19 protein-coding genes, 1 tRNA gene and 1 CRISPR repeat array are annotated in these 18,620 nt (G+C 47.5%); of the genes, 8 read left to right on the top strand and 12 right to left on the bottom strand.

The annotated features are described in order from the left end of the window. Window positions 1-91: 91 nt before the first annotated feature. Window positions 92-760, top strand: a complete 669-nt coding sequence (gene upp / locus E3E32_RS04545) for a uracil phosphoribosyltransferase (RefSeq protein ID WP_167730487.1) — start codon at window positions 92-94, stop codon at window positions 758-760. A 139-nt stretch (window positions 761-899) separates the two neighbouring features. Here the strand turns inward: upp and E3E32_RS04540 are convergent, their stop codons facing one another. Continuing rightward, the gene (locus tag E3E32_RS04540) at window positions 900-1,739 is read right to left on the bottom strand and encodes a hypothetical protein (RefSeq protein WP_167730486.1); all 840 of its coding nucleotides are present in this window, start codon (window positions 1,737-1,739) and stop codon (window positions 900-902) included. A 185-nt stretch (window positions 1,740-1,924) separates the two neighbouring features. Here E3E32_RS04540 and E3E32_RS04535 point away from each other — a divergent pair, with 185 nt between their 5' ends. From E3E32_RS04535 to E3E32_RS04520, 4 genes are all read left to right on the top strand, one after another. Further along, window positions 1,925-2,191, top strand: coding sequence for a hypothetical protein (locus tag E3E32_RS04535; protein ID WP_167730484.1), 267 nt, complete (start codon window positions 1,925-1,927; stop codon window positions 2,189-2,191). Continuing rightward, on the top strand, window positions 2,188-2,412 hold the full coding sequence (locus tag E3E32_RS04530) for a hypothetical protein (protein WP_167730482.1): 225 nt from the start codon (window positions 2,188-2,190) through the stop codon (window positions 2,410-2,412). The genes E3E32_RS04535 and E3E32_RS04530 overlap by 4 nt, the downstream gene beginning before the upstream one ends. A gap of 795 nt (window positions 2,413-3,207) precedes the next feature. Further along, a tRNA-Leu gene (locus E3E32_RS04525) sits at window positions 3,208-3,295 on the top strand. Window positions 3,296-3,762: 467 nt separating this feature from the next. Then, the gene (locus E3E32_RS04520; protein ID WP_167730480.1) at window positions 3,763-5,916 is read left to right on the top strand and encodes a DNA topoisomerase I; all 2,154 of its coding nucleotides are present in this window, start codon (window positions 3,763-3,765) and stop codon (window positions 5,914-5,916) included. On the opposite strand, the gene E3E32_RS04515 is transcribed toward E3E32_RS04520, so the two are convergent. From E3E32_RS04515 to E3E32_RS04505, 3 genes are read right to left on the bottom strand one after another with little or no spacing between them, the layout of a single operon-like run. Further along, a complete protein-coding gene (locus E3E32_RS04515) occupies window positions 5,917-7,098 on the bottom strand; it encodes a geranylgeranyl reductase family protein (RefSeq protein ID WP_370456360.1) in 1,182 nt (393 codons plus the stop codon). It lies immediately after the preceding gene. 5 nt (window positions 7,099-7,103) lie between these two features. Beyond that, window positions 7,104-7,307, bottom strand: coding sequence for a DUF362 domain-containing protein (locus E3E32_RS04510; RefSeq protein ID WP_012571274.1), 204 nt, complete (start codon window positions 7,305-7,307; stop codon window positions 7,104-7,106). Further along, window positions 7,291-8,001, bottom strand: a complete 711-nt coding sequence (locus E3E32_RS04505; protein WP_167730987.1) for a transcriptional regulator — start codon at window positions 7,999-8,001, stop codon at window positions 7,291-7,293. The genes E3E32_RS04510 and E3E32_RS04505 overlap by 17 nt, the downstream gene beginning before the upstream one ends. A 135-nt stretch (window positions 8,002-8,136) precedes the next feature. Between E3E32_RS04505 and E3E32_RS04500 the strand changes: the two genes are divergently transcribed. Continuing rightward, the gene (locus E3E32_RS04500; RefSeq protein WP_167730476.1) at window positions 8,137-8,817 is read left to right on the top strand and encodes a thioredoxin family protein; all 681 of its coding nucleotides are present in this window, start codon (window positions 8,137-8,139) and stop codon (window positions 8,815-8,817) included. Window positions 8,818-8,968: 151 nt separating this feature from the next. After that, window positions 8,969-9,737: direct repeats of the CRISPR family, unit length 30 nt; unit sequence CTTTCAATTCTCCTAGAGTCTTATTGCAAC. 521 nt (window positions 9,738-10,258) lie between these two features. Continuing rightward, complete coding sequence (gene cas2, locus E3E32_RS04495; RefSeq protein WP_167730474.1) at window positions 10,259-10,516, top strand: CRISPR-associated endonuclease Cas2; 258 nt, start codon at window positions 10,259-10,261, stop codon at window positions 10,514-10,516. On the opposite strand, the gene E3E32_RS04490 is transcribed toward cas2, so the two are convergent. From E3E32_RS04490 to E3E32_RS04460, 7 genes are all read right to left on the bottom strand, one after another. Beyond that, the gene (locus tag E3E32_RS04490; RefSeq protein WP_167730472.1) at window positions 10,509-11,177 is read right to left on the bottom strand and encodes a nuclease; all 669 of its coding nucleotides are present in this window, start codon (window positions 11,175-11,177) and stop codon (window positions 10,509-10,511) included. The genes cas2 and E3E32_RS04490 overlap by 8 nt on opposite strands. Window positions 11,178-11,221: 44 nt before the next feature. Next, window positions 11,222-12,130 (bottom strand): hypothetical protein, encoded by a 909-nt coding sequence (locus tag E3E32_RS04485; RefSeq protein ID WP_167730470.1) that lies wholly within the window; start codon window positions 12,128-12,130, stop codon window positions 11,222-11,224. Between the two features lie 18 nt (window positions 12,131-12,148). Next, complete coding sequence (locus E3E32_RS04480) at window positions 12,149-13,144, bottom strand: RAMP superfamily CRISPR-associated protein (RefSeq protein WP_167730468.1); 996 nt, start codon at window positions 13,142-13,144, stop codon at window positions 12,149-12,151. Beyond that, entirely contained in the window at window positions 13,141-13,503 is a 363-nt protein-coding gene (locus E3E32_RS04475; protein WP_167730467.1) for a hypothetical protein, read from the bottom strand. The genes E3E32_RS04480 and E3E32_RS04475 overlap by 4 nt, the downstream gene beginning before the upstream one ends. Further along, window positions 13,481-15,277 carry a hypothetical protein gene (locus E3E32_RS04470; protein WP_167730465.1) on the bottom strand — a complete coding sequence of 599 codons (1,797 nt, stop codon included), beginning with the start codon at window positions 15,275-15,277 and terminating at the stop codon, window positions 13,481-13,483. Before E3E32_RS04470 ends, E3E32_RS04475 begins: the two co-directional genes overlap by 23 nt. Window positions 15,278-15,284: 7 nt before the next feature. Further along, window positions 15,285-16,037: a CRISPR-associated endoribonuclease Cas6 gene (gene cas6, locus E3E32_RS04465; RefSeq protein ID WP_167730463.1), complete on the bottom strand. Its 753-nt coding sequence runs from the start codon at window positions 16,035-16,037 to the stop codon at window positions 15,285-15,287. Between the two features lie 163 nt (window positions 16,038-16,200). Then, entirely contained in the window at window positions 16,201-16,899 is a 699-nt protein-coding gene (locus E3E32_RS04460; RefSeq protein ID WP_167730461.1) for an acetate--CoA ligase family protein, read from the bottom strand. A gap of 145 nt (window positions 16,900-17,044) precedes the next feature. Here E3E32_RS04460 and E3E32_RS04455 point away from each other — a divergent pair, with 145 nt between their 5' ends. Continuing rightward, entirely contained in the window at window positions 17,045-18,346 is a 1,302-nt protein-coding gene (locus E3E32_RS04455) for a DUF4139 domain-containing protein (protein ID WP_167730459.1), read from the top strand. Here E3E32_RS04455 and E3E32_RS04450 read toward each other — a convergent pair. After that, window positions 18,343-18,576 (bottom strand): hypothetical protein, encoded by a 234-nt coding sequence (locus tag E3E32_RS04450; protein ID WP_012571286.1) that lies wholly within the window; start codon window positions 18,574-18,576, stop codon window positions 18,343-18,345. The two genes, E3E32_RS04455 and E3E32_RS04450, sit on opposite strands and share 4 nt — an antisense overlap. Window positions 18,577-18,620 lie beyond the last annotated feature (44 nt).

Genomic DNA, 18,620 nt, shown 5'->3' with positions numbered 1-18,620 from the left:
ATTCGAATCTAAAATCATGGGGGTAAAATCAGCAGCTCAAATCAGGAGTCAGACTAATAAACCCCCTCCCCAACCCCCTTTTGGTGATGGCATGATCAGGGACGAACGCTGGGAAGGTGTCTACTCTTTTGAGGACTCCCCATTCATTATGGAGATTTTGACTGAGCTGAGAGATGAGAACACAGGCCCGATAGCCTTCAGGAAGGGTCTTGTCAAGCTTGGCAGATACATGGCCTACGAGATAACCAAGACAATGGAGACGGAGAGGATCAAGATAAAGACGCCCCTCGAAGAGACCGACGGGATCCTCATTGCCGACAGGCGTAACGTTGTCATAATAACCGTTCTGAGGGCAGCAATACCTCTTATGGAGGGACTCATTAAGGTTTTCGACCACGCCCGCGTGGGCATTGTCTCAGCCTCCCGCGGCAAGGCTCCGAAGTTCGAAATAGAGATGAAATACGTCAAGGTGCCCCAAATAACTGAGAAAGACACAGTCATCATAGCCGACCCTATGATAGCGACAGGCTCGACGCTGATTAAGGTTCTCGACGAGGTCAAGAAGTACGGAAAGGCTAAGCGCTACGTCATCGTCGGCGTCCTGGCCGCTCCAGAGGGAATAAGCAGGATAAAGGAAGCTCACCCCGACGTGGAGATGTTCGTCGCGGCGATAGACAGGGAGCTCAACGAAAAAGGCTACATCCTGCCGGGCCTTGGCGATGCTGGAGACAGAGCATTTGGGGCGCCGATTAAGGTCTGAGATGCGTTTCTTTCCTTTTTCGATTTTTCGAAGTCACGATTCTAGAAGAAGTCAGATAGTGTATGGTATTGAAATATAGAGATATCTTGGTTTGGAGATTATGGAAGTCATAAAGGCAGATAAAAAGAATAAAAAAGTGTTAGCTTTTTTCTTTTACTTTGATTGTGATGTGGACTGTGGCCGGATAGATTACATCAGAGGTTATTCTGTAGTCGACGGTTTTCTTAGTGAGTAGTGAATAGCCGTTGTCGAGGATGAAGTAGTATAGGCCTGGCTCGAGATAGTCAGCGAGTGGATAATAGCCGCTTTTGGCTTTTTTGTAGTATTCTATGGCTTTGGCGGTCCCTCCTTCTGTGAAGATTTTGTATTCTTCTGGTGTTGTGAATACAATGTCTATGTCAAGGTCTTCGCGGATGTCGACATATGCTTCTAGGTTCATGACGTATAGTGTATCTGATAGATCGAGCGGTACTGCCAAGTAACTTCTGGCTTTAATGACCTCGGTTCCGCTGGCAAGTGTTTCTTGTACTGGATCTGCGAGGCCAATTACAAAATAGTATGAGCCGGGTTCAAGCGTTGCGGTAAAGGTGTTGCTTCTGATGTGTTTGTTCAGGTATTTGTATTCAGCGATTTCTTTTGATTGTTTCCAGGTAGTTAGTTCACTGGCCGGAATTATACCGATGTATGAGATTGTATCAACTCTTGGATCCAGGATTTTTATGGTCATTGATATGGTGGAAGTGTGGTCTATGTCTATTGAGCCAATGTATAGGTGTGAGTCTAATTTTTCAGTGCTGTCATATGCTGTCCATTCGCGTGGAGTCCAGGTTGGGGTGCTTGAGGTAGCTGAAGTTTCGGTGACTCCGGCATTTTTGTTGGTTTGTTCGGCAGTGTCTTCTGGCGATGTGATGCAGCCGGCTGTGGCAACTACCAGGATGGTCACCAATAGAACGGAGAATAGTAGTTTAGTGTACTTCATAGCATCACCTTAATTTTTATGCCATTTTTTAGTTATATAATTTTTCCCCATATTCTGCAAGTTTTTGGAGTTTTTTCAATGAGTTGGAGAAGATAGAATGTCTAAAAAGAGGAGTAAGAAGAGGTTTTAGCTTGTTTTTTACCGATATTGATATAAGTGTTGAGAGTGTATTCTAGCTGTAGGTGGTGATAATGGCTGATTGGAGTTCTATTGCTAATTTCTTGGTTTTTCCAACGGTGGCAGGTGCCAGTGCATCGGTTGCTTTCTATTTGATACGGATAGTTATAGAGGATCATTCGAGGATAGCAGCAAATGAAACTTATATTCAGAATTTTGACAAGCATTTTGATAAGATAGACCAAGAGCTGGGTGATATCAAGAATGAGCTAAAGGAGTTGCAGATCATGATTGAGCGCTCATTAATTGGGACGACAGAAGCGGAGGAATCGTGATGGTAATTAAAAAGAAAAAAAAGAAGACTAAGAAACAATCAGTACCAAAATATGAAAATCGGTTTTTGAAAATTGAGAAGGATCTTAAGGATATTAATAAAGAGTTAAAGGAATTAAAAAAGATTCTCCAAAAAGCGACAATTGTTAAGAAAACTAAGAAAAAACCTTCAAAGAAGAAAACTACAAGAAAGAAGACAACTCGTAAAACAAAAAAGCGCTAACGTTTAGCTTTTGTCTTTTTGGGTTTTGGTTTTTCTGGTGTGTCTATGCCGGGGATGTCGTATTTGTTTGGGCTTCTCAACCAGCGTTCTAGGTCTTTGAGGCTGGATTTTTCGAGGTCGAATACTTTCTTGGCTTTTTTGCTTTTGTCAGTGGCATAACTCTGGCTTCCGTATTCTCTCCAATAGTCTCGGTATTGGGGGATTTCTTTAATGAGTTGATCACGTAAGCGCTGGATTTTCTTATGCTGGTTCAAAATTCGTTTAAGGTTCTCGATGTTTTCTTTGTAGGTTAAACTCGTGTCAACGAGTGTGTAATAGTCAACGAGTCTGGTTCGATGCCGTAATGCTTCTTGAAATAGGTTGCTATTCGTGTGGCGAGTTTTTTCGTTCCTCATTTTCACGTTTTACCCGGCTGGCCACGAGGATCACCGGAAGTAGTCTGTTTTTGGCCAGAAAAACAGGCGTTCTTTTTCGGGACAATGGTGCAGTTTTGGTGTCTATGGTTTTTGACCATAAGGCTTAAAAGTTTGGTTAGGTGATATGTGTATGCGTGTGCACGCACGTGCACGGAGGAAGGCAGCTGCTGGCCGTTCGGCTCGAGTGGAGGTGTCTGAGCAGCGGAGGAAGTGCCATACTATAACCGTGGATGAGCAGGTTTGGACACTTGCAAAGGGAAGGTTCGGCAAAGGGAAGGTTCGGTAATGTGAGCCGTACGGTGGAGCGGCTGCTTAAGGTGGCTTTGAATTTGGAGCCAGCTGTGGAGATTGTTCGGTTTGGTGAAAGCGCGCCTGCGGCGCGGGGGTTGCCGAGCCTGGTCAAAGGCGGTGGACTCAAGATCCACTCCCGCAGGGGTTCCGGGGTTCAAATCCCCGCCCCCGCACCATTCTAACAAACTCCACCTTCGCGAGATTTGATCGGGGTTCGCATGTGGGTTCCAGAATGGCTGGTTCTTAAGTGAGTTTACTCATTAAGTTGTCAGTTTCTCAGTGTTTACTTCAAAATAACGCCTGAATTGGCGTTGAGAGAGGATAAACCGCCTAACTTGCTTGTTCCTTGTTAAACCCTCGTTGAACTTGCAGTCTTAAGATGACATGCAAACTCCTTCAGCCGATTGGGGGAGTTTACCACTTGATCAGACTTTGCAGAGCGAAGTTCGCTTGCTGGCGCATGTTGAGACGCAGTCTCAACATGTCGGGAAGCTTCGCTTCCCATGAAGCGTTGACGGAAAACTTGAGTACAGTCCTAAAAGTGCTTGTTCTCAAGGGGTTAACTTTTTGATTAACTTTGCCCATCAAAGTTTGTTCCGCAGAATTTTTATACGGCCGTCCCGTAGGGAGTAGAGGTGTCGTCATGGTCACGCTCATTATCGCCGAGAAGCCTAACGTCGCGAGAAAGATAGCCTATGCCCTGGCAGAGGGTAGGCCGGTCAGGAAGACCATCGGTAAGGTTCCTTACTATGAGTTCACGCGCGACGGGAAGAGAATAATCGTAGCTCCGGCAGTTGGCCACCTCTTCTCGCTCGCCCCAAAGACGAAGACTTACGGTTATCCGGTCTTTGATATTGAATGGGTTCCTGTCTATGTTGCCGAGAAGGGCAAGAGTTACGCTAAAGACTACATCAAGGCTCTGGCAACTCTAGCCAAACGCGCCGACGAGTTTGTAGTTGCCTGCGACTACGATACCGAGGGTGAGGTTATCGGCTATACAGCCCTCAAATACGCCTGCGGCGTTGACCCCTCAAAGGCCAAGCGCATGAAGTTCTCCGCCTTAACGAAGAAGGACCTCCTAAAGGCCTGGTACAACCTGGAATCGACCATAAACTTTGGAATGGCCGACGCGGGAATAGCACGCCATGTCCTCGACTGGTACTGGGGAGTGAACCTCTCTCGCGCCCTAACCTCTGCGATAAAGCGCGCCAGTGGCAAGTGGATGGTTCTGAGCACCGGTAGAGTCCAGGGGCCCACTCTTAAGTTCCTCGTGGACAGGGAGAAGGAGATCCAGAACTTCAAACCCACGCCATACTGGGTCATTAAAATGGTTTTAGAGAAGAACGGCCAGCAGTACACGGCCGTTTACGAAAAGGAGCGCATCCTTGATGAAAATGAGGCCAAGCGCATCGTTGAAGAGGCCAAGAAGGGGCCGGCCTTCGTCGAGAAGGTTGATGTGAAGCAGCAGAACAGACATCCTCCGGTTCCCTTCGACCTCGGAACGCTCCAGAGGGAAGCATATTCAGCCTTTGGATACTCACCTAAAAAGACATTAGAGCTCGCACAGAAGCTGTATGAGCGCGGATTAGCGAGCTATCCAAGGACAAGCTCGCAGAAACTCCCAAAGAACCTCAACTTCCGCTCCATACTCCAGAACCTGGCTAAGCTTCCGGAGTACAAGCCCTTTGCCCATGAGCTTCTGGGTAAGGAGAGGCTCAAACCTGTCGAAGGCAAGAAGGACGACCCAGCCCATCCTGCCATTTACCCTACAGGCGAGCTTCCAAAGCCGGGAGAGCTGACTAAAGACGAGGCCAATCTCTACGACCTAATCGTGAGGCGCTTTTTGGCTCTCTTTATGGAGCCGGCCGTTAGGGAGATAATGAAGGTCATTATAAACTCAAACGGTCACCGCTTCATTCTGAGCGGAGCCAGAACGATTAAGGAAGGGTGGCTCAAGGTTTATGGAAAGTATGTCAAGTTTGATGAGGCTATCCTGCCCGCCTTTAAGGAGGGCGAGCCTGTTAAGGTCCTCCAGATAAAGCGTGAGAAGAAGAAAACCAAGCCGCCGGCGAGATACTCTCCCGCAGCCGTAATCAAGAGGATGGAGGACCTCGGAATCGGAACCAAGGCAACGAGAGCTCAGATACTCGAAACGCTCTACAGTAGGGGCTACATCGAGGGTAAGAAGAAGATAAAGGTAACTCCCCTTGGCATGCGAGTCGTCGAGGCCTTGGAGCGGAACGTCCCGGACATAGTGAGCGTCGAGCTGACAAGGGCCTTCGAGGAGAAGATGGAGGAGATAATGGCTGGCAAGGCCGATAAAGACCGGGTTATAGAAGAGAGCAAGGAGCAACTCATCAAGATCCTTCAGCAGTTCAAAGAAAAGGAGCTGGACATCGGAAAGGCCCTCATGGAAACCACGGGGACCGGTGTAACAACGAGCAAAGAAAATGCCAAGCGCGCTGGGACGGTGAAGGAGCTCAGTGAGACCGAGGAAAAAGAGGTGAAGAAGACCATTGAAAAGGGAGAAAAGACGCCCCTTGTCGTTGGCAAGTGCCCTAAATGTGGCGGCGATTTGGTCGTCCGCTACAACAGAAAGACGGGGAAGAGATTCGTTGGCTGCTCGAACTGGCCGAAGTGCAACGTTACGTATCCACTCCTCCAGCGCGGGCGGATAATCCCAACGAACAAGACCTGCTGTGATGGTGCCCCTGTTGTCAAAATCCGCGAAAAGGGCAGGGAGTATGAGATTTGCCTGGATATGAACTGCAAGGACTGGAAGAAGGGAGAGAAGTGATTAGAGCAACTCCTTTAGGAGGCTCAGCCTTCTCTTGCTCATGAGCACCTTGGGGTGCTTGAGCAGGACCTTTACAACCTCTCCATAGTCGCCGCTGGCTATCTTTTCGGCATCTGCACCACTGAGCAGCTGGATGAAGAGGTCAAGGTCTTCGTCGGTGAGCTTCTCCGTGACGCGCCTGACCCTTAGGACCTTCTCAAGCCTCTTTCCGTCGGTCTCCCACCATTCGGTCGTGTAGTTCTTGAGAAGTTCCAGGTTTTCCTCTTCCAGAGCCTTGACTATCCACTTGCTGGCTATGGTTCCGGCTTCCATTGCCTCGGCCATTCCACCTCCGTGCATGGGGTTGACCTGCCTTGCTGCGTCGCCGACGACGATAACGTTGTCCTTGGCGAGCTCTTTGACGAAGCCGCCAACCGGAACGACGCCGACGTTTATCTCCAGAAGCTTCTTGACGGGGATGTTATTCTCCTTTAGCCACTTGTCGAGGTAGTACTTGGCCGTCCGGGGATTGTCGGAGTTTATGCCTATTCCGACGTTGGCCCTATCCTCATCCTTGGGGAAGACCCAGACGTAGCCCCTCGGCGCTATCTCGTTCCCGAACCAGAGGTGGATTAGGTCAGGGTCAAAGCCCTCGATGAGCATCTCGTACTCGTAGCTAGAATCGAACTCGTGCGGCGGGGCGTAGGTGTTTATGCCGGCCTTCCTCGCTATGGTACTCTCCACGCCATCGGCAGCAACGATGATGTCAGCATAAATCTCAATGGGCTCGTCCTCGTGCTTGGCCTTTATTCCCGCTATCTTTCCGTCCTTTCTTATGACATCCATTGCCTCAGTTCTAGCCAGAACGTCGGCCCCAGCTTTGGCAGCGTAATAAGCAAGCATTTTGTCAAAGACCTTCCTCTCGAGGATTACACCACTGGCTTCCTTGTATCTGAGCTCGAGCTCGTAGCCGCTTGGGGAGTAGAGTTTGGCACCGTAAATTTCACGGTTGATGAAGCGTCTGTCGTAGGGTATGTCGTACTTCTCAAAGACCGTCTTGCTGATTCCCTCGGCGCACTGCTTTGGAGTGCCTATCGCGGACTTCTTATCGATGAGCAGGACGGAAAAGCCAGCTTTAGCAACGTTTCTCGCGACGATTGGGCCGGCGATTCCTGCGCCGACAACCACTACATCGTACTTCATCTCGGTCATTCGGACACCCCCAGGGGTTCAGCGGTTAGGGCACCAACCGGGCAGGCGTTGATGCAGATTCTACATGATATGCACTTGTCTTGGAAGAACTCCCACCTTGAGGAGCCTACTTTTATGGCCAGCGTTGGGCAGACGCCTGCACAGCCGCCGCAGAGGTAGCATCTGTCTTCGTTAACGACGACTTTAATCTTCTCCGGCATCTTCGACACCGCCAAGCTTTTGTTTGAGCTTTTCCTCGTCGATTTTGACGATTCCGTCTTTTATTCTTAACGGTATAAACTTGTCCAGCTCTTGGGCTTTGACGATGACTTCCCTCTCCTTGAGGTTCAGTCTGTCGCTCAGGTCTTCGATAGTGGCCTCACCGTTGAGGAGTAAGTAATGGAGTATCGCCATTTGAGTCATGTCGCCGATTTCCTCCAGGTAGCGCTCTTTTATCTCCTTCATCAGCCTATCCCTTCTGCTCTCAACTGCCTGAAGGGCCTGGAGAATCTTCTCGAGCTCTCCGGTAAGCTCAAGGAATGAGGCGACCATACTGATGAGTGTTTCGTGCTCGAGGGGTATGCGGGAGAGGTCTATCTCGGCTTTTTCTATCAAGGACCCGCCCAGATCAAGGCCGCGGTACCAGAACAGGTTGGGGGTTACCGTGGTGACGTAAGTTCTGGATATGGCTATGTCATAGTACTTCCTCGCGGGCCCAATGAAGGGGCCTTCTCTCTCGTAGGACTTGAGTATGCCTTCGCGCTCCATGATTTTAAGGTGCTTGGCAACTGCCGTTGAGGAAACGTTTACTTTACTGCTGAGGAAGCTGAAGTAGCATTCCGTACAGGTGAGATGGCTGAGCAGATCGCGCCTCACCTTGTTTCCTAATATGTAAAAGATGTCCGGTTCAGTCATGACCCACACCACCCAGATCTGTGACGCAAAGCTTATATAGTGAACATTCAACCTTAGGTTGCAAACCTGGAGATTAAACTCCACCAGGTATTGTACTCAAAGCGTTATAAACCTTTAGATGTGGAGGTGTCGAAAATGGGATTGATTAGTGATGCGGACAAGAAGGTTATCAAGGAAGAGTTCTTCTCCAAGATGACTAACCCAGTCAAGATTATCGGATTCATCGGTAAGGATCACTGCCAGTACTGTGATCAGCTGAAGCAGCTTGTCCAGGAACTCTCGGAGCTCAGCGACAAGCTCAGCTACGAGTTCTATGACTTCGACAGTGAGGAGGGCAGGAAGCTCGCCGAGCAATACGGTATCGACCGCGCTCCGGCTATTACCATAACCCAGGACGGCAAGGACATGGGCGTAAGGTTCTTCGGCCTTCCTGCCGGCCACGAGTTCGGTGCCTTCCTTGAGGACATCGTCGATGTCAGCAACGCCCAGACTGACCTTATGCCCGATACGAAGGAGGAGCTTGCCAAGGTCGACAGGGACGTCAGGATACTCGTCTTCGTCACCCCGACCTGCCCATACTGCCCGCTCGCGGTCAGGATGGCCCACAAGTTCGCTATCGAGAACACCAACGCCGGCAAGGGCAAGATCAGGGGAGACATGGTTGAGGCCATCGAGTATCCGGAATGGGCTGACCAGTACAGCGTCATGGCCGTCCCGAAGATCGTCATCCAGGTGGACGGGGAGGACAAGGTTCAGTTTGAGGGAGCTTACCCGGAGAAGATGTTCATGGAGAAGCTTTTGGCTGCCCTCGAGTGAGGGCGATTTTGTTCCTTTTCTGTTTCTTTGGGTTTCATAGTGCCTTTTACTTAACGCTAATTTGCTGCGATTTCCCTCCAGATCTATCTTTGCACAATTAGATTATTGATTTATTGTAGAATTATGTAATTAATTCCTTCCCAGAAGAACTTCTAGAATTCTCCTAGAGTCTTACTGCAACTGCACTACCGCGGTCTTCTCGGCAATGACTACTACGCCTTTCAATTCTCCTAGAGTCTTATTGCAACCTCTTGCCTTTGAGGTCCTGGCCTTCATTGCAGCAACTCTTTCAATTCTCCTAGAGTCTTATTGCAACTGGGGTTATTTTCCGCTGGAGAACGAAGCCGCTTCGGACTTTCAATTCTCCTAGAGTCTTATTGCAACCCTCAACATCCCTCAGGCAGTTCCTCCATTCTCGTTCTTTCAATTCTCCTAGAGTCTTATTGCAACCATTTAGCTATGAGATAAAGACGCCTAACTACCTCAACTTTCAATTCTCCTAGAGTCTTATTGCAACAGAGCATTGAGGGGAATAAGAAGCAGTTACAAAAGTACTTTCAATTCTCCTAGAGTCTTATTGCAACCATCTATATTCTCAACGACGGCGGCAAGGGCTGGATTCTTTCAATTCTCCTAGAGTCTTATTGCAACTTATCTGAGTGGTAACGAGTGGGTTTTGAGCTTCCTTCTTTCAATTCTCCTAGAGTCTTATTGCAACCCTCAACTTGGGTGTTGATGAAGACGGCTTTTGAACCCCTTTCAATTCTCCTAGAGTCTTATTGCAACCCTGTCTGCGTATTCATCCAGCTCAATGAATAACTCCTTTCAATTCTCCTAGAGTCTTATTGCAACCCTTAGCCTGGCGGTTGCGTTGTTCTTCTTGACCCCTGCTTTCAATTCTCCTAGAGTCTTATTGCAACAGGGCGGCTTTTTCCTTCTTCTGCCTAACAAAAGATTATGAGAGCTTAGTTTTTATAAGCCTTTCTCCGGAGGTCTGCTAATGCGTATCTATACGGCCTTGGAAATCTCCGGATTAAAATAATCAATCGGAAAAATAGAAAGCTCCAAGACGTCTTTCTGGTGTTGTGTGTAGTAATCATTGTAAGTTCCAGAGGGTAGAGATCGCTTTGATTGACTTAACGGGCAACTATATTCTTTAGGTTATAAAAACACCGAGTTTAAACAGGTTGCTGACTTTTTGGAGGTCCATAAAGTTTCATCTCAACTTTTAGAAAAAATTTCGTTACATCAAATGTCTTTGATGCAACATTAAGTTTCATAATTACTTTATGTTACTAAAGACTTCCCATCCGACGACAGTGCTATGTTTTCCCTTTTAAATCCTCAGAGTACACCAGTTCCAAAATGTGCCCCTCCAAACTTGATATCACCTTCCAAAATCCCTAAAAGACCTTATTCAGTATTTCTTTTAGGTGGGCCCATGTACGTGGTCATCGTCTACGATGTGGCCGTTGAGAGGGTGAACAAAGTCAAGAAGTTCCTACGCCGGCATCTCCACTGGGTTCAGAATAGCGTCTTCGAGGGTGAGGTAACCCTCGCCGAGTTCGAGCGCATAAAAGCCGGCCTGCTCGATCTGATTGATGAAGACGAAGACTCCGTGGTCATTTACAAGCTCCGCTCAATGCCAAAAAGGGAAGTGCTGGGAATGGAAAAGAACCCTCTGGATGACATCATTTAGACTCAACGGCCTCACATATGGGTCTGAAGAGGCATCCTTTACATTCCCGTTTTCCGTAGCGGGGCTTTATCCACCCTGGAAAACTACCTGATTCGAGCTGCTTCACACCTTCAATGACCACCTTGGCCCTCCCGACCATCTTTTGAAAGGCTTTTTCGTCCCTTTCTATGGGGAACGGCTTGAAGCTTAGACCGTTTCGGTCAAAGACATAGATGTAGCCCAGTTTCTTGTCCATCATGTTAAGGTATGCGTTGAGCTGCTCCTTTGCAAGCTCTGGGGGTTCGTTCATCTCGTCCGGTGTCTTTGGACTGCTCTCGTCCTCTCCGTTGAAGCCTTTGAACTTGAACTCAAGTGGATAATCCCCCTTTACTGCGTCCACCCTACCTACGAGCTTCCATCCGTCTTCTAGGGGATACTCAACGGTGACCTCAAACTCTATGTCTTCGCCGCTGATCGCATTGCCAAGCCATTCATGGAGAACACTCCCCACGAGCATTTCGCCCGTCCTCTCGTACTTGAATGTGCCTAGGTAGATGGAAAGTGCAGCCTTTCTAAGGCAGTAGCTCAAAGATGTCACCCATATCTTCCGTTCAGGGGTCTTTCCCACTATCGCGTTCCGAATCCTCTCGTTGAACTCCTTAATCTCTTCGGGATACTCCATCTCATCCACCTCAGAACCACGCTACCAGTGGCTGGTGATTTCTGCTACGAAACTTGGAACAGGGCAGATTTGATGACTAGATGCCTTCTCCAGTAAGGTGGTTTTTCGGCACCGTATCCAATTTTGGAGTCTAAGAGAGAAAATTTCCTGTATTGTGTCACTCTCTGTGGCCCTTTTATCAGTTCTGCGATTTTTTCTGGTGACACTGGTCTCCACATTTCAAGGAATTTAGAATTCTCATGAACATGAAGAATATAGTCAGGAGTTATGGTAGTCCCGCTCTTCAATGGGTAAATACGATACTCTAAAAGATCTCCCCATCCCATGTTACGCTTTTTGCCTATCCCAAATTTCCTGAGAATGCTTAGGAGCTCTTCAAGCTTTTTCTGGGAGATGCCACTAACCACCGAAGCCCACATTAAGTTAGGCGTATAAAGTTTCACTGTATAGTCTATAGCCTTATATGGACCGCTCTGGGAGAGTGAACTTGGTAACTTGGTCTTTCTAGTCAATGTGATTCCAAGTGAATTACGCAGACTTTCCATCTTGATAATGTCGTCCCTGCGTCCCAGTCTAAGAAGTATCTGGGAAGACTCCCATCTCTTAGCATGTTGCTTTTGTGAGAGCTTATAACTAGCTTTGGTATCAAGAGCAAATACTGCCTCAAACCCCATTGGCGTGGTTATTGTGAGTTTCTTTCCTTGTAAAGTAGCGGGTAATAAGTAAGAGCTTCTGATATTAGATTCCCACTCTAACTCTTTTGTTATCAAAATATCCTCCAAGTATTGAATTCTCCAGTCTGCATTATTGGAAAGTCTTTTTTTGTAATACTCTGCAAAGGCTAATGGGCCGTCTAATGTAAACGGCTCCTGCGAAAGTTCATTTGGGTTAGAAAGAGACAGGGAAAGGGGATAAACTCTGAATTTCAGGGTCACTAAGTATATCACTGTCATCACCAGTAAACGTTGTATTTATTCCTCATTTGTGGTTTGTTCTTCGTTCCTCCCTTGTTCTTTAGAGGAGTTCTTGAAGAAGTCGTTCGGATTCTTTCCTAATGCCTCTAAGATTTTCTTCAAGTTCTGTTCAATGTATTCGTCGTATTTCTGAATCAGTTCGTTTCTTTTACCCTCCTCAATTCCTTCAACCTGAAGCTTTATCTTTCCAAGCCCCCCAGCGATGCGACCTCCGATTTTGTCTAACCTTTCAAGTGTCTTTAGTATGAGTCCCCATTCAGCTTCGGTCATTGGAATTACGTCTTCGATGTAGCTGTAGAATGTAGTTCCGGGTACAACGACTTGCCTGTACAGTCTCTGTTGGATTGCACTGTCTTCAGCTTTGATGTCTTTCGGTTCGCCTGTGATATCCAGGAGTTCGTTTAACTGCATCACCTTGTTCGTATCGTCCTTGCGTGTTATCAGAACCGAGGAAACAATCTCTGGGAGTGTAGGTATATCCCTATCCAAAGCAACTCCAAGATCAACCAATAAGTGTCTAGTCTCCTCAGTAACAGGATATCCAATACCCACTTTTATTTTCCCCGGAATTATAATCTTTTTGAGGGCAACCCCCATTATCGATAGTGGCAGGAGTGGGTAGACATAATTGTCCATAATCTCCTTGATGTTAGGTTCCTTAGAACCATCACTTTTCTCTTCACCACTCAATATACCTCCACTAAAGAGGGAGAGAAGTGTTCCAACGTGGGCACTTAAGGTATATTGTCCATTATTTGGTTTTTTGTTCTTTTCTCTGTTTTTTTCAATAGCCATTTTTAAATCCTCAAGGAACTGGAGTGTCATCTGATCCCGCAGAACTCCTCTAAGGCTGTTCCCAGGTATAATTGGAACATCAATTGCACTTCCGTCTTCTTGTATTATTGGAATTGAATACAGGAGTGTTTCGATACCTATAGATTCATATCCCACACTTATCGGCTCAAGAGCCTTCATTTTTAATATCACTTTCATTTTTTGTCACCTCCTAATCCTTCAACATAGGCAGCATATAGAACTGTGCTTAGGTACGGATAATTCTTTAGAAATTCAAGAACATCCTTCTCATGGTCTTTTGCGGTCATGTAAATTTTTCTAAACTTTTCTCCTTGTTCTCTGGAAACAAAAAGAGAATCTCCTGCTACTTGGCTTAGTAGCTTTTCAACGAACTCATTGAGGTTGTTGGAGCTCTTAGCTACCACTGCTATTCTCTTTGCAAGAATTGAGTATTTCTTTTTGCGTACTTTATCTCCCATTGAACTCCAGTCCACGAGGCCATCTATAGCTCCCAACAGGGAAACAACCAGATCTTCAACCTTTTCGTTTTCTTGCACGAGAGACACCTCCTTTTCGTATCTCAACGTTTGGAACACCAAAAACTGGAGAGTATACATTCCTAATTTTTTGAAGGAGATGTATACCAGTACTCGGGTGTGAAATGTAAAATCGTCTCATTGCTGAAAACTCCTCAGGAGTTAAGTCCTTTTCACTACCCGGAAACACAATATTGGAATGAAGGCCACTTTGAAGAACAAACTTCTTCTTTGAATATCGGAGAGCAACCGTCAAGACCTGTGGAATTAGGTCAGCCACATATGGATAGAACAATACCTTGGGATTTAAATAGAACTTCACTACCCATTCTTTCCTTTTTGTTATTTTCTGCAACTCCTTGGAGTTGTATAGAGAATAATAGATCTCACTGAGCAACTCTAACCAGATCTTAGATGAGATACTTTTCATAAAATGCTCTTTTCCAAAGATTGGAACACTATGAATCAGGTGGTAATCCTCTAATAACGCCTCTTGAACTATATGTTTGTTCATTCCCGAGCCTCTGAAAAGCTCTTCAATCTCGAATCCTAACTTACATACAGGACATACGCTTGTTCCATAAGTTAAAAGTAACCAGGTGTCTGTGAACTTAGCTTTCAGGATACTACTAACTTTTTCGTGGCTCTCAATTGGCTCTCCAGGTTCCCCACAGAGAACACATAACTCGTCACTATGAAGGTCACCACTTAGAGATTTTACAACTTTGTCTAAGTCCACATACTCAAATGCATTCTTTCGCTTTTTCTCGGACAAAGATTGCTTTAGGTCGCTGAGCACATCATCAAGGAGATACTCTAAGGACAACGAACCAAACCCGGCATCCACATAGAGCAAATATGCATCCTGAGATCCAGTGAGATATACTGTGGACAAGGCCTTTCCAAAGGGGACTTTGACTCCACGGATAGCCTTTGCCTTTGTATCCACATCGAGCACTACTTCTGTTCCCTCGTAGTATTCAAAGTAGAAAGTATCCTTATGGAATCGGGATGGAAGAGGTATTACCATCGTGTTGTCTTTAACCTCAATTCTCCAGTCATTCTCTTTTATTAGCCTTCCAGCGTCTTCGAGGGTGTCAGCACTATTAACTGGCCTGTACTCGTAACGTATTCTTGAAACACCCAGGATTTTCTGAAATCTCTCTGAGTATTTTTCACTCAATATCTTGGCGAGCTTCTCTTTTAGGAGGGCTAAGATGAACATCCTGTACTTTCCTAGGACTCGTAAATGATGAACCACAGTATATTCTCTCTGAGTTGGCAAAATAAACGGAACACTCGTTTCTAATGTGGATATGAGCTCGCTATTCTCAATCTGGCATATTTCATTACAGTTTTCCCTCTTGTGGTGCCATTGTGAGATGTTAGCAACGTTAGAGATATTGGTTGAGTCATCGAACTCAGATAATAATTGTGAATACAGATCAGGATCCGTTATGAAATGATACCATTTGCCATTTCTGAAATCAAACACTGGCTTAAAATAGTCGTGAATTAATGCCGCCAAAACCACATCCGGAGAGTTAAATTTCAGAGAAGCCGTAGCAACGGCGATCAGATGGTGAGTTAGCTCATCCAAGTGAGGTAAACCACTTATTGGGTCAGTTCTGGCTATTGTGCCTTTGATTAGAGCAGAATTGGGCTCAGAACTTGAAGTCTCTATAAGTTGCATGGTTGAATGCTTGTTAGATTTACTTCTTGATTTACGAGGCGTTGGCCTTCCAAAGTTTTCAAAATACACATCAAGGGGCCTTTCCTTCCCGATCTCTTTCACCTCCTTTTCAGCGCCTTTTTACTTTTGACTTTCGCCTCCCATCAACCTTCACCATCCCAAACCCGATCGAGTTCTTCTCCCCAAAGCCAGTCTGGTAGCCGACCTTCAGCAGACCCTCGTCGCCGTAGGTCCTGAAGACAAGATGCCACGCGATCTGGAATATTCCCGGCTTGACCTCAAAGCGCTTGGGCTTGGCGTTGAGGACCTTCATCTCGAACTCTTCCGGTGGCCTGTCACCGTGAATGCGGACGTACTTCTCGCGCAGGTTCTCTTTGATCAGCTCGTAGAACTTCGGCTCGGCTGGACTGAGGTCGTAGGTTCTCGGCTTCCCGAACTGAACCCTCTTGGTTGTCACGGCTATCGGTGAGAGGGTCACGAACTTCTTTCCACTCAGCTTTCGTGGCTCAGCGAGAGCTTGGACTTCCTCGACCGTGAACTTCTCGCCCCAGAGTTCTACCTCAGGATTCTGGAGCAGGCCGCCGATGAAGGCTTCAGCAATCTCGGAGATGGGCGTCGAGAAGTAGAAAAAGCCGCGCTTGTAGCCTAGCAGAGAGCTCTTGTCCTCAGCCAGCTCGCGCCTTTCTGCCATGAAAAGAGAATACGTGAACAGCTTCGGAACCTTGGGGGCGTGGAGACGTAGGCTGAGGTCAGGGTTTACGCGCTGGATGCGCCTGTATATCAAACCTTGGAGCTTGTGCTGGTGGTTGAAGGGTATCCGGAACGGTTCATTCTCCGGGCGGAGTCTTATTGCAAAGCGCACGGTATCACCTCATCTATTGGTACGATAAGGTATAAAGATGCACAGAAAGATACGACTTCAAACCTTATAACTTTTTCTCACGGTTTGGAGTACAAAGAGAAGTTCACCGAAGACTCTTCCACTCAAACAAAACGTGAGTAATGGAAGAAAAAGGGCCGAAAGCTCAGAGAAGCATCCTCGCGTCGACGGCAATGGCCGAGTTTTCGTAGGCGAAGATTGGGTTGATGTCGAGCTCCTTGATCTCTGGAAGCTCAAGAGCGAGCTCGCCGACCTTGACGATGATGTCCGCTAGAGCATCGATGTCCACCGGCTTTTCACCACGAGCTCCGGCGAGGATCGGGTAGGCCTTGATCTCCTTTATCATGTCGAGGGCTTCCTCCTTGGTTATCGGGGCAACACGGAAGCTGACGTCCTTGAGGATCTCAACAAAAATTCCACCGAGACCGAACATGATGGCCGGGCCGAACTGCGGGTCGCGGATCATACCGACGATGACCTCCTTGCCGAGCGGGAGCATCTTGTAGACGATGACGCCCCAGAGGTCGGCATCCGGCTTGTAGTTCTTGGCGTTCTCCATGATGGTCTTGAATGCCTGCCTAGCTTCATCGTCGTTCTTGATGTTGACCTTGACACCGCCGGCGTCGCTCTTGTGGATGATCTGCGGAGAAACGATCTTCATGACGACTGGGTAGCCGATTTCACGGGCGAACTGAACGGCCTCCTCCTCATTAGTGGCGACCTTGAAGTCCGGAACGGGGACGCCATAGAGCTTGAGTATCTCCTTGGCTTCCGGCTCGACGAGCTGCCTGTTTTCAGCCTTCGCCTTCTCGATTATCTCCCTAGCCTTTGCAATCCTGTCCATACCAATCACCTCATCAGCTTGACAGTTGTGAATCTCTCGGGAGAGTTAAAAGGGTTTCCATTTGCCAACCTTTCGTTTCGGCTCGATTTGAAGCGATAACCGGGGTATAAATACTATGCCGCCGAAAGGGATATAGGTGATTGCGATGAATAGAAAAATGATCGCTGGACTCGGAGGAATTTTAATTCTGATTCTGGCGGTTTTCTCGTTTCAGGGGGAGAAGGCCATGGATGCCAACACCACGGTTGTCCTCTACAATTCTGTCAAGATTGGGGTTATCGAAGAGACCATTGAGCTCGACCTGAATGGGGGAATTAACGATGTTCCCCTTGAGGAGCTGGCCGGGCTGAACATAGCAGAGGTCACGATAAGGCCTCTCGACGAGGGAGTTAGAGTTCTAGGGATTTTCAGTAAGAGCTCCACTGGAGACGTTTACAGCGCCAACGTTGGAAGCGAGATTGAAGTCAAGCTGAGGAGCGGCGATACCGTTACCGGAAAGTTCCTTGGCATCAAGAACGGCAAGCTTGCCATTCAGGGCGATGCATACTACCTTATCAACCCGAACGAGGTGGTTTACTCTAAAGTTGAGAACCTGGAGGGGGTCTCGAGCGTTTATGCGGCTATTCAGGCTGATGCAGCCGGCAAGTACCGCTTCGACGTAATATACCGTGTGGCAAACATTAGCTGGTACTCTCGCTACAAGTTCTACATTGGGGATACCGCTAAGCTCTACGGCTATATCGTGATAGACAACCCCACTGCCCAGGCTTTTGAGGGTGCGAGGGTTCTCCTCGTCGCCGGTAATGTTCAGCTTTATCAGCAGGCCTTCCCGCAGCCGAGGGTTCTCTACGAAAAGGCCGAGATTGGTGTTGTAGAGCCGGGCGAACCGGAGAAGATAGAGGCATTTTATCTGTACAAGCTCGGTATAGTCGACCTGAGCCCTTCGAGCAAGATGGTCTTCCCGTACATCAGCTTCGAGGCCACCTTTGAGAGGGAGTACCTCTACGAGAGCTACACCTACGGTGGAGAGGGTGCAGTTTACGAGTCAATCTCCTTTAAGACGGATGACGTTCTTCCGGCTGGAGTCGTTGAGATTTACAGGGAGACTGAAGACGGGACGCTCCTGATAGGTGAGAGGATGATAGAGCACACGTCTGAGGGCGACATGCTCAGAATAGGGATCGGCAGAGACTACGACCTGAAAGGAAGCACCGTTCTCCTCGAGGAGAGGCACGCAGAGAGCTACTACTATTACAAGGTGAAGGTCACGCTCGAGAACTTCGGGGAAAAGACGAAAACCATAATAGCTAGGCACTACAAGTGGGGCAAGATAATCAGCTCGAGCATCGAGCCGATAAGCGAAAGGGCCAACTACGTCGAGTTCAAGGTTACGCTGAAGCCGGGAGAAAAGAAAGAGATAACCTTTGACTATGAGAGCCGCTATTAGGACTTCCTAAGCGTTATCTCGAACCTCTTTTCTCCTTTTGTCACGTCCAGCACGAGGCCCTTGTCGTAGTCTATGAACTTGGTCCCAACGAGGGCGTAGCCTTCCTCCTTGAGGAACTCCACCATCTTCAGTCCAAGCTCATCGAACAGCTCCGCAGCCATTGTGGCCATGCTGGGATCTTTTATGCCCAGCTCGTCGTGATACTTCCTTGCAAGTTCAAAAACGTCCATAACTCACCACCATATTTACTCCTCGCGAAGGGATAAAACAGTTG

It is taken from the genome of Thermococcus sp. GR6 (assembly GCF_012027415.1).
GTDB lineage: Archaea > Methanobacteriota_B > Thermococci > Thermococcales > Thermococcaceae > Thermococcus > Thermococcus onnurineus.
The sequence above is the reverse complement of the archived record's forward strand: the minus strand, read 5'-3'. Positions and strand labels throughout refer to the sequence as shown.

Excerpts from the sequence above, each read along its gene's own strand:
- upp (WP_167730487.1), top strand. The coding sequence starts at position 92 with ATGATCAGGGACGAACGCTGGGAAGGTGTCTACTCTTTTGAGGACTCC.
- E3E32_RS04540 (WP_167730486.1), bottom strand. The coding sequence starts at position 1,739 with ATGAAGTACACTAAACTACTATTCTCCGTTCTATTGGTGACCATCCTG.
- E3E32_RS04520 (WP_167730480.1), top strand. The coding sequence starts at position 3,763 with ATGGTCACGCTCATTATCGCCGAGAAGCCTAACGTCGCGAGAAAGATA.
- E3E32_RS04515 (WP_370456360.1), bottom strand. The coding sequence starts at position 7,098 with ATGAAGTACGATGTAGTGGTTGTCGGCGCAGGAATCGCCGGCCCAATC.
- E3E32_RS04510 (WP_012571274.1), bottom strand. The coding sequence starts at position 7,307 with ATGCCGGAGAAGATTAAAGTCGTCGTTAACGAAGACAGATGCTACCTC.
- E3E32_RS04505 (WP_167730987.1), bottom strand. The coding sequence starts at position 8,001 with ATGACTGAACCGGACATCTTTTACATATTAGGAAACAAGGTGAGGCGC.
- E3E32_RS04500 (WP_167730476.1), top strand. The coding sequence starts at position 8,137 with ATGGGATTGATTAGTGATGCGGACAAGAAGGTTATCAAGGAAGAGTTC.
- cas2 (WP_167730474.1), top strand. The coding sequence starts at position 10,259 with ATGTACGTGGTCATCGTCTACGATGTGGCCGTTGAGAGGGTGAACAAA.
- E3E32_RS04490 (WP_167730472.1), bottom strand. The coding sequence starts at position 11,177 with ATGGAGTATCCCGAAGAGATTAAGGAGTTCAACGAGAGGATTCGGAAC.
- E3E32_RS04485 (WP_167730470.1), bottom strand. The coding sequence starts at position 12,130 with ATGACAGTGATATACTTAGTGACCCTGAAATTCAGAGTTTATCCCCTT.
- E3E32_RS04480 (WP_167730468.1), bottom strand. The coding sequence starts at position 13,144 with ATGAAAGTGATATTAAAAATGAAGGCTCTTGAGCCGATAAGTGTGGGA.
- E3E32_RS04460 (WP_167730461.1), bottom strand. The coding sequence starts at position 16,899 with ATGGACAGGATTGCAAAGGCTAGGGAGATAATCGAGAAGGCGAAGGCT.
- E3E32_RS04455 (WP_167730459.1), top strand. The coding sequence starts at position 17,045 with ATGAATAGAAAAATGATCGCTGGACTCGGAGGAATTTTAATTCTGATT.
- E3E32_RS04450 (WP_012571286.1), bottom strand. The coding sequence starts at position 18,576 with ATGGACGTTTTTGAACTTGCAAGGAAGTATCACGACGAGCTGGGCATA.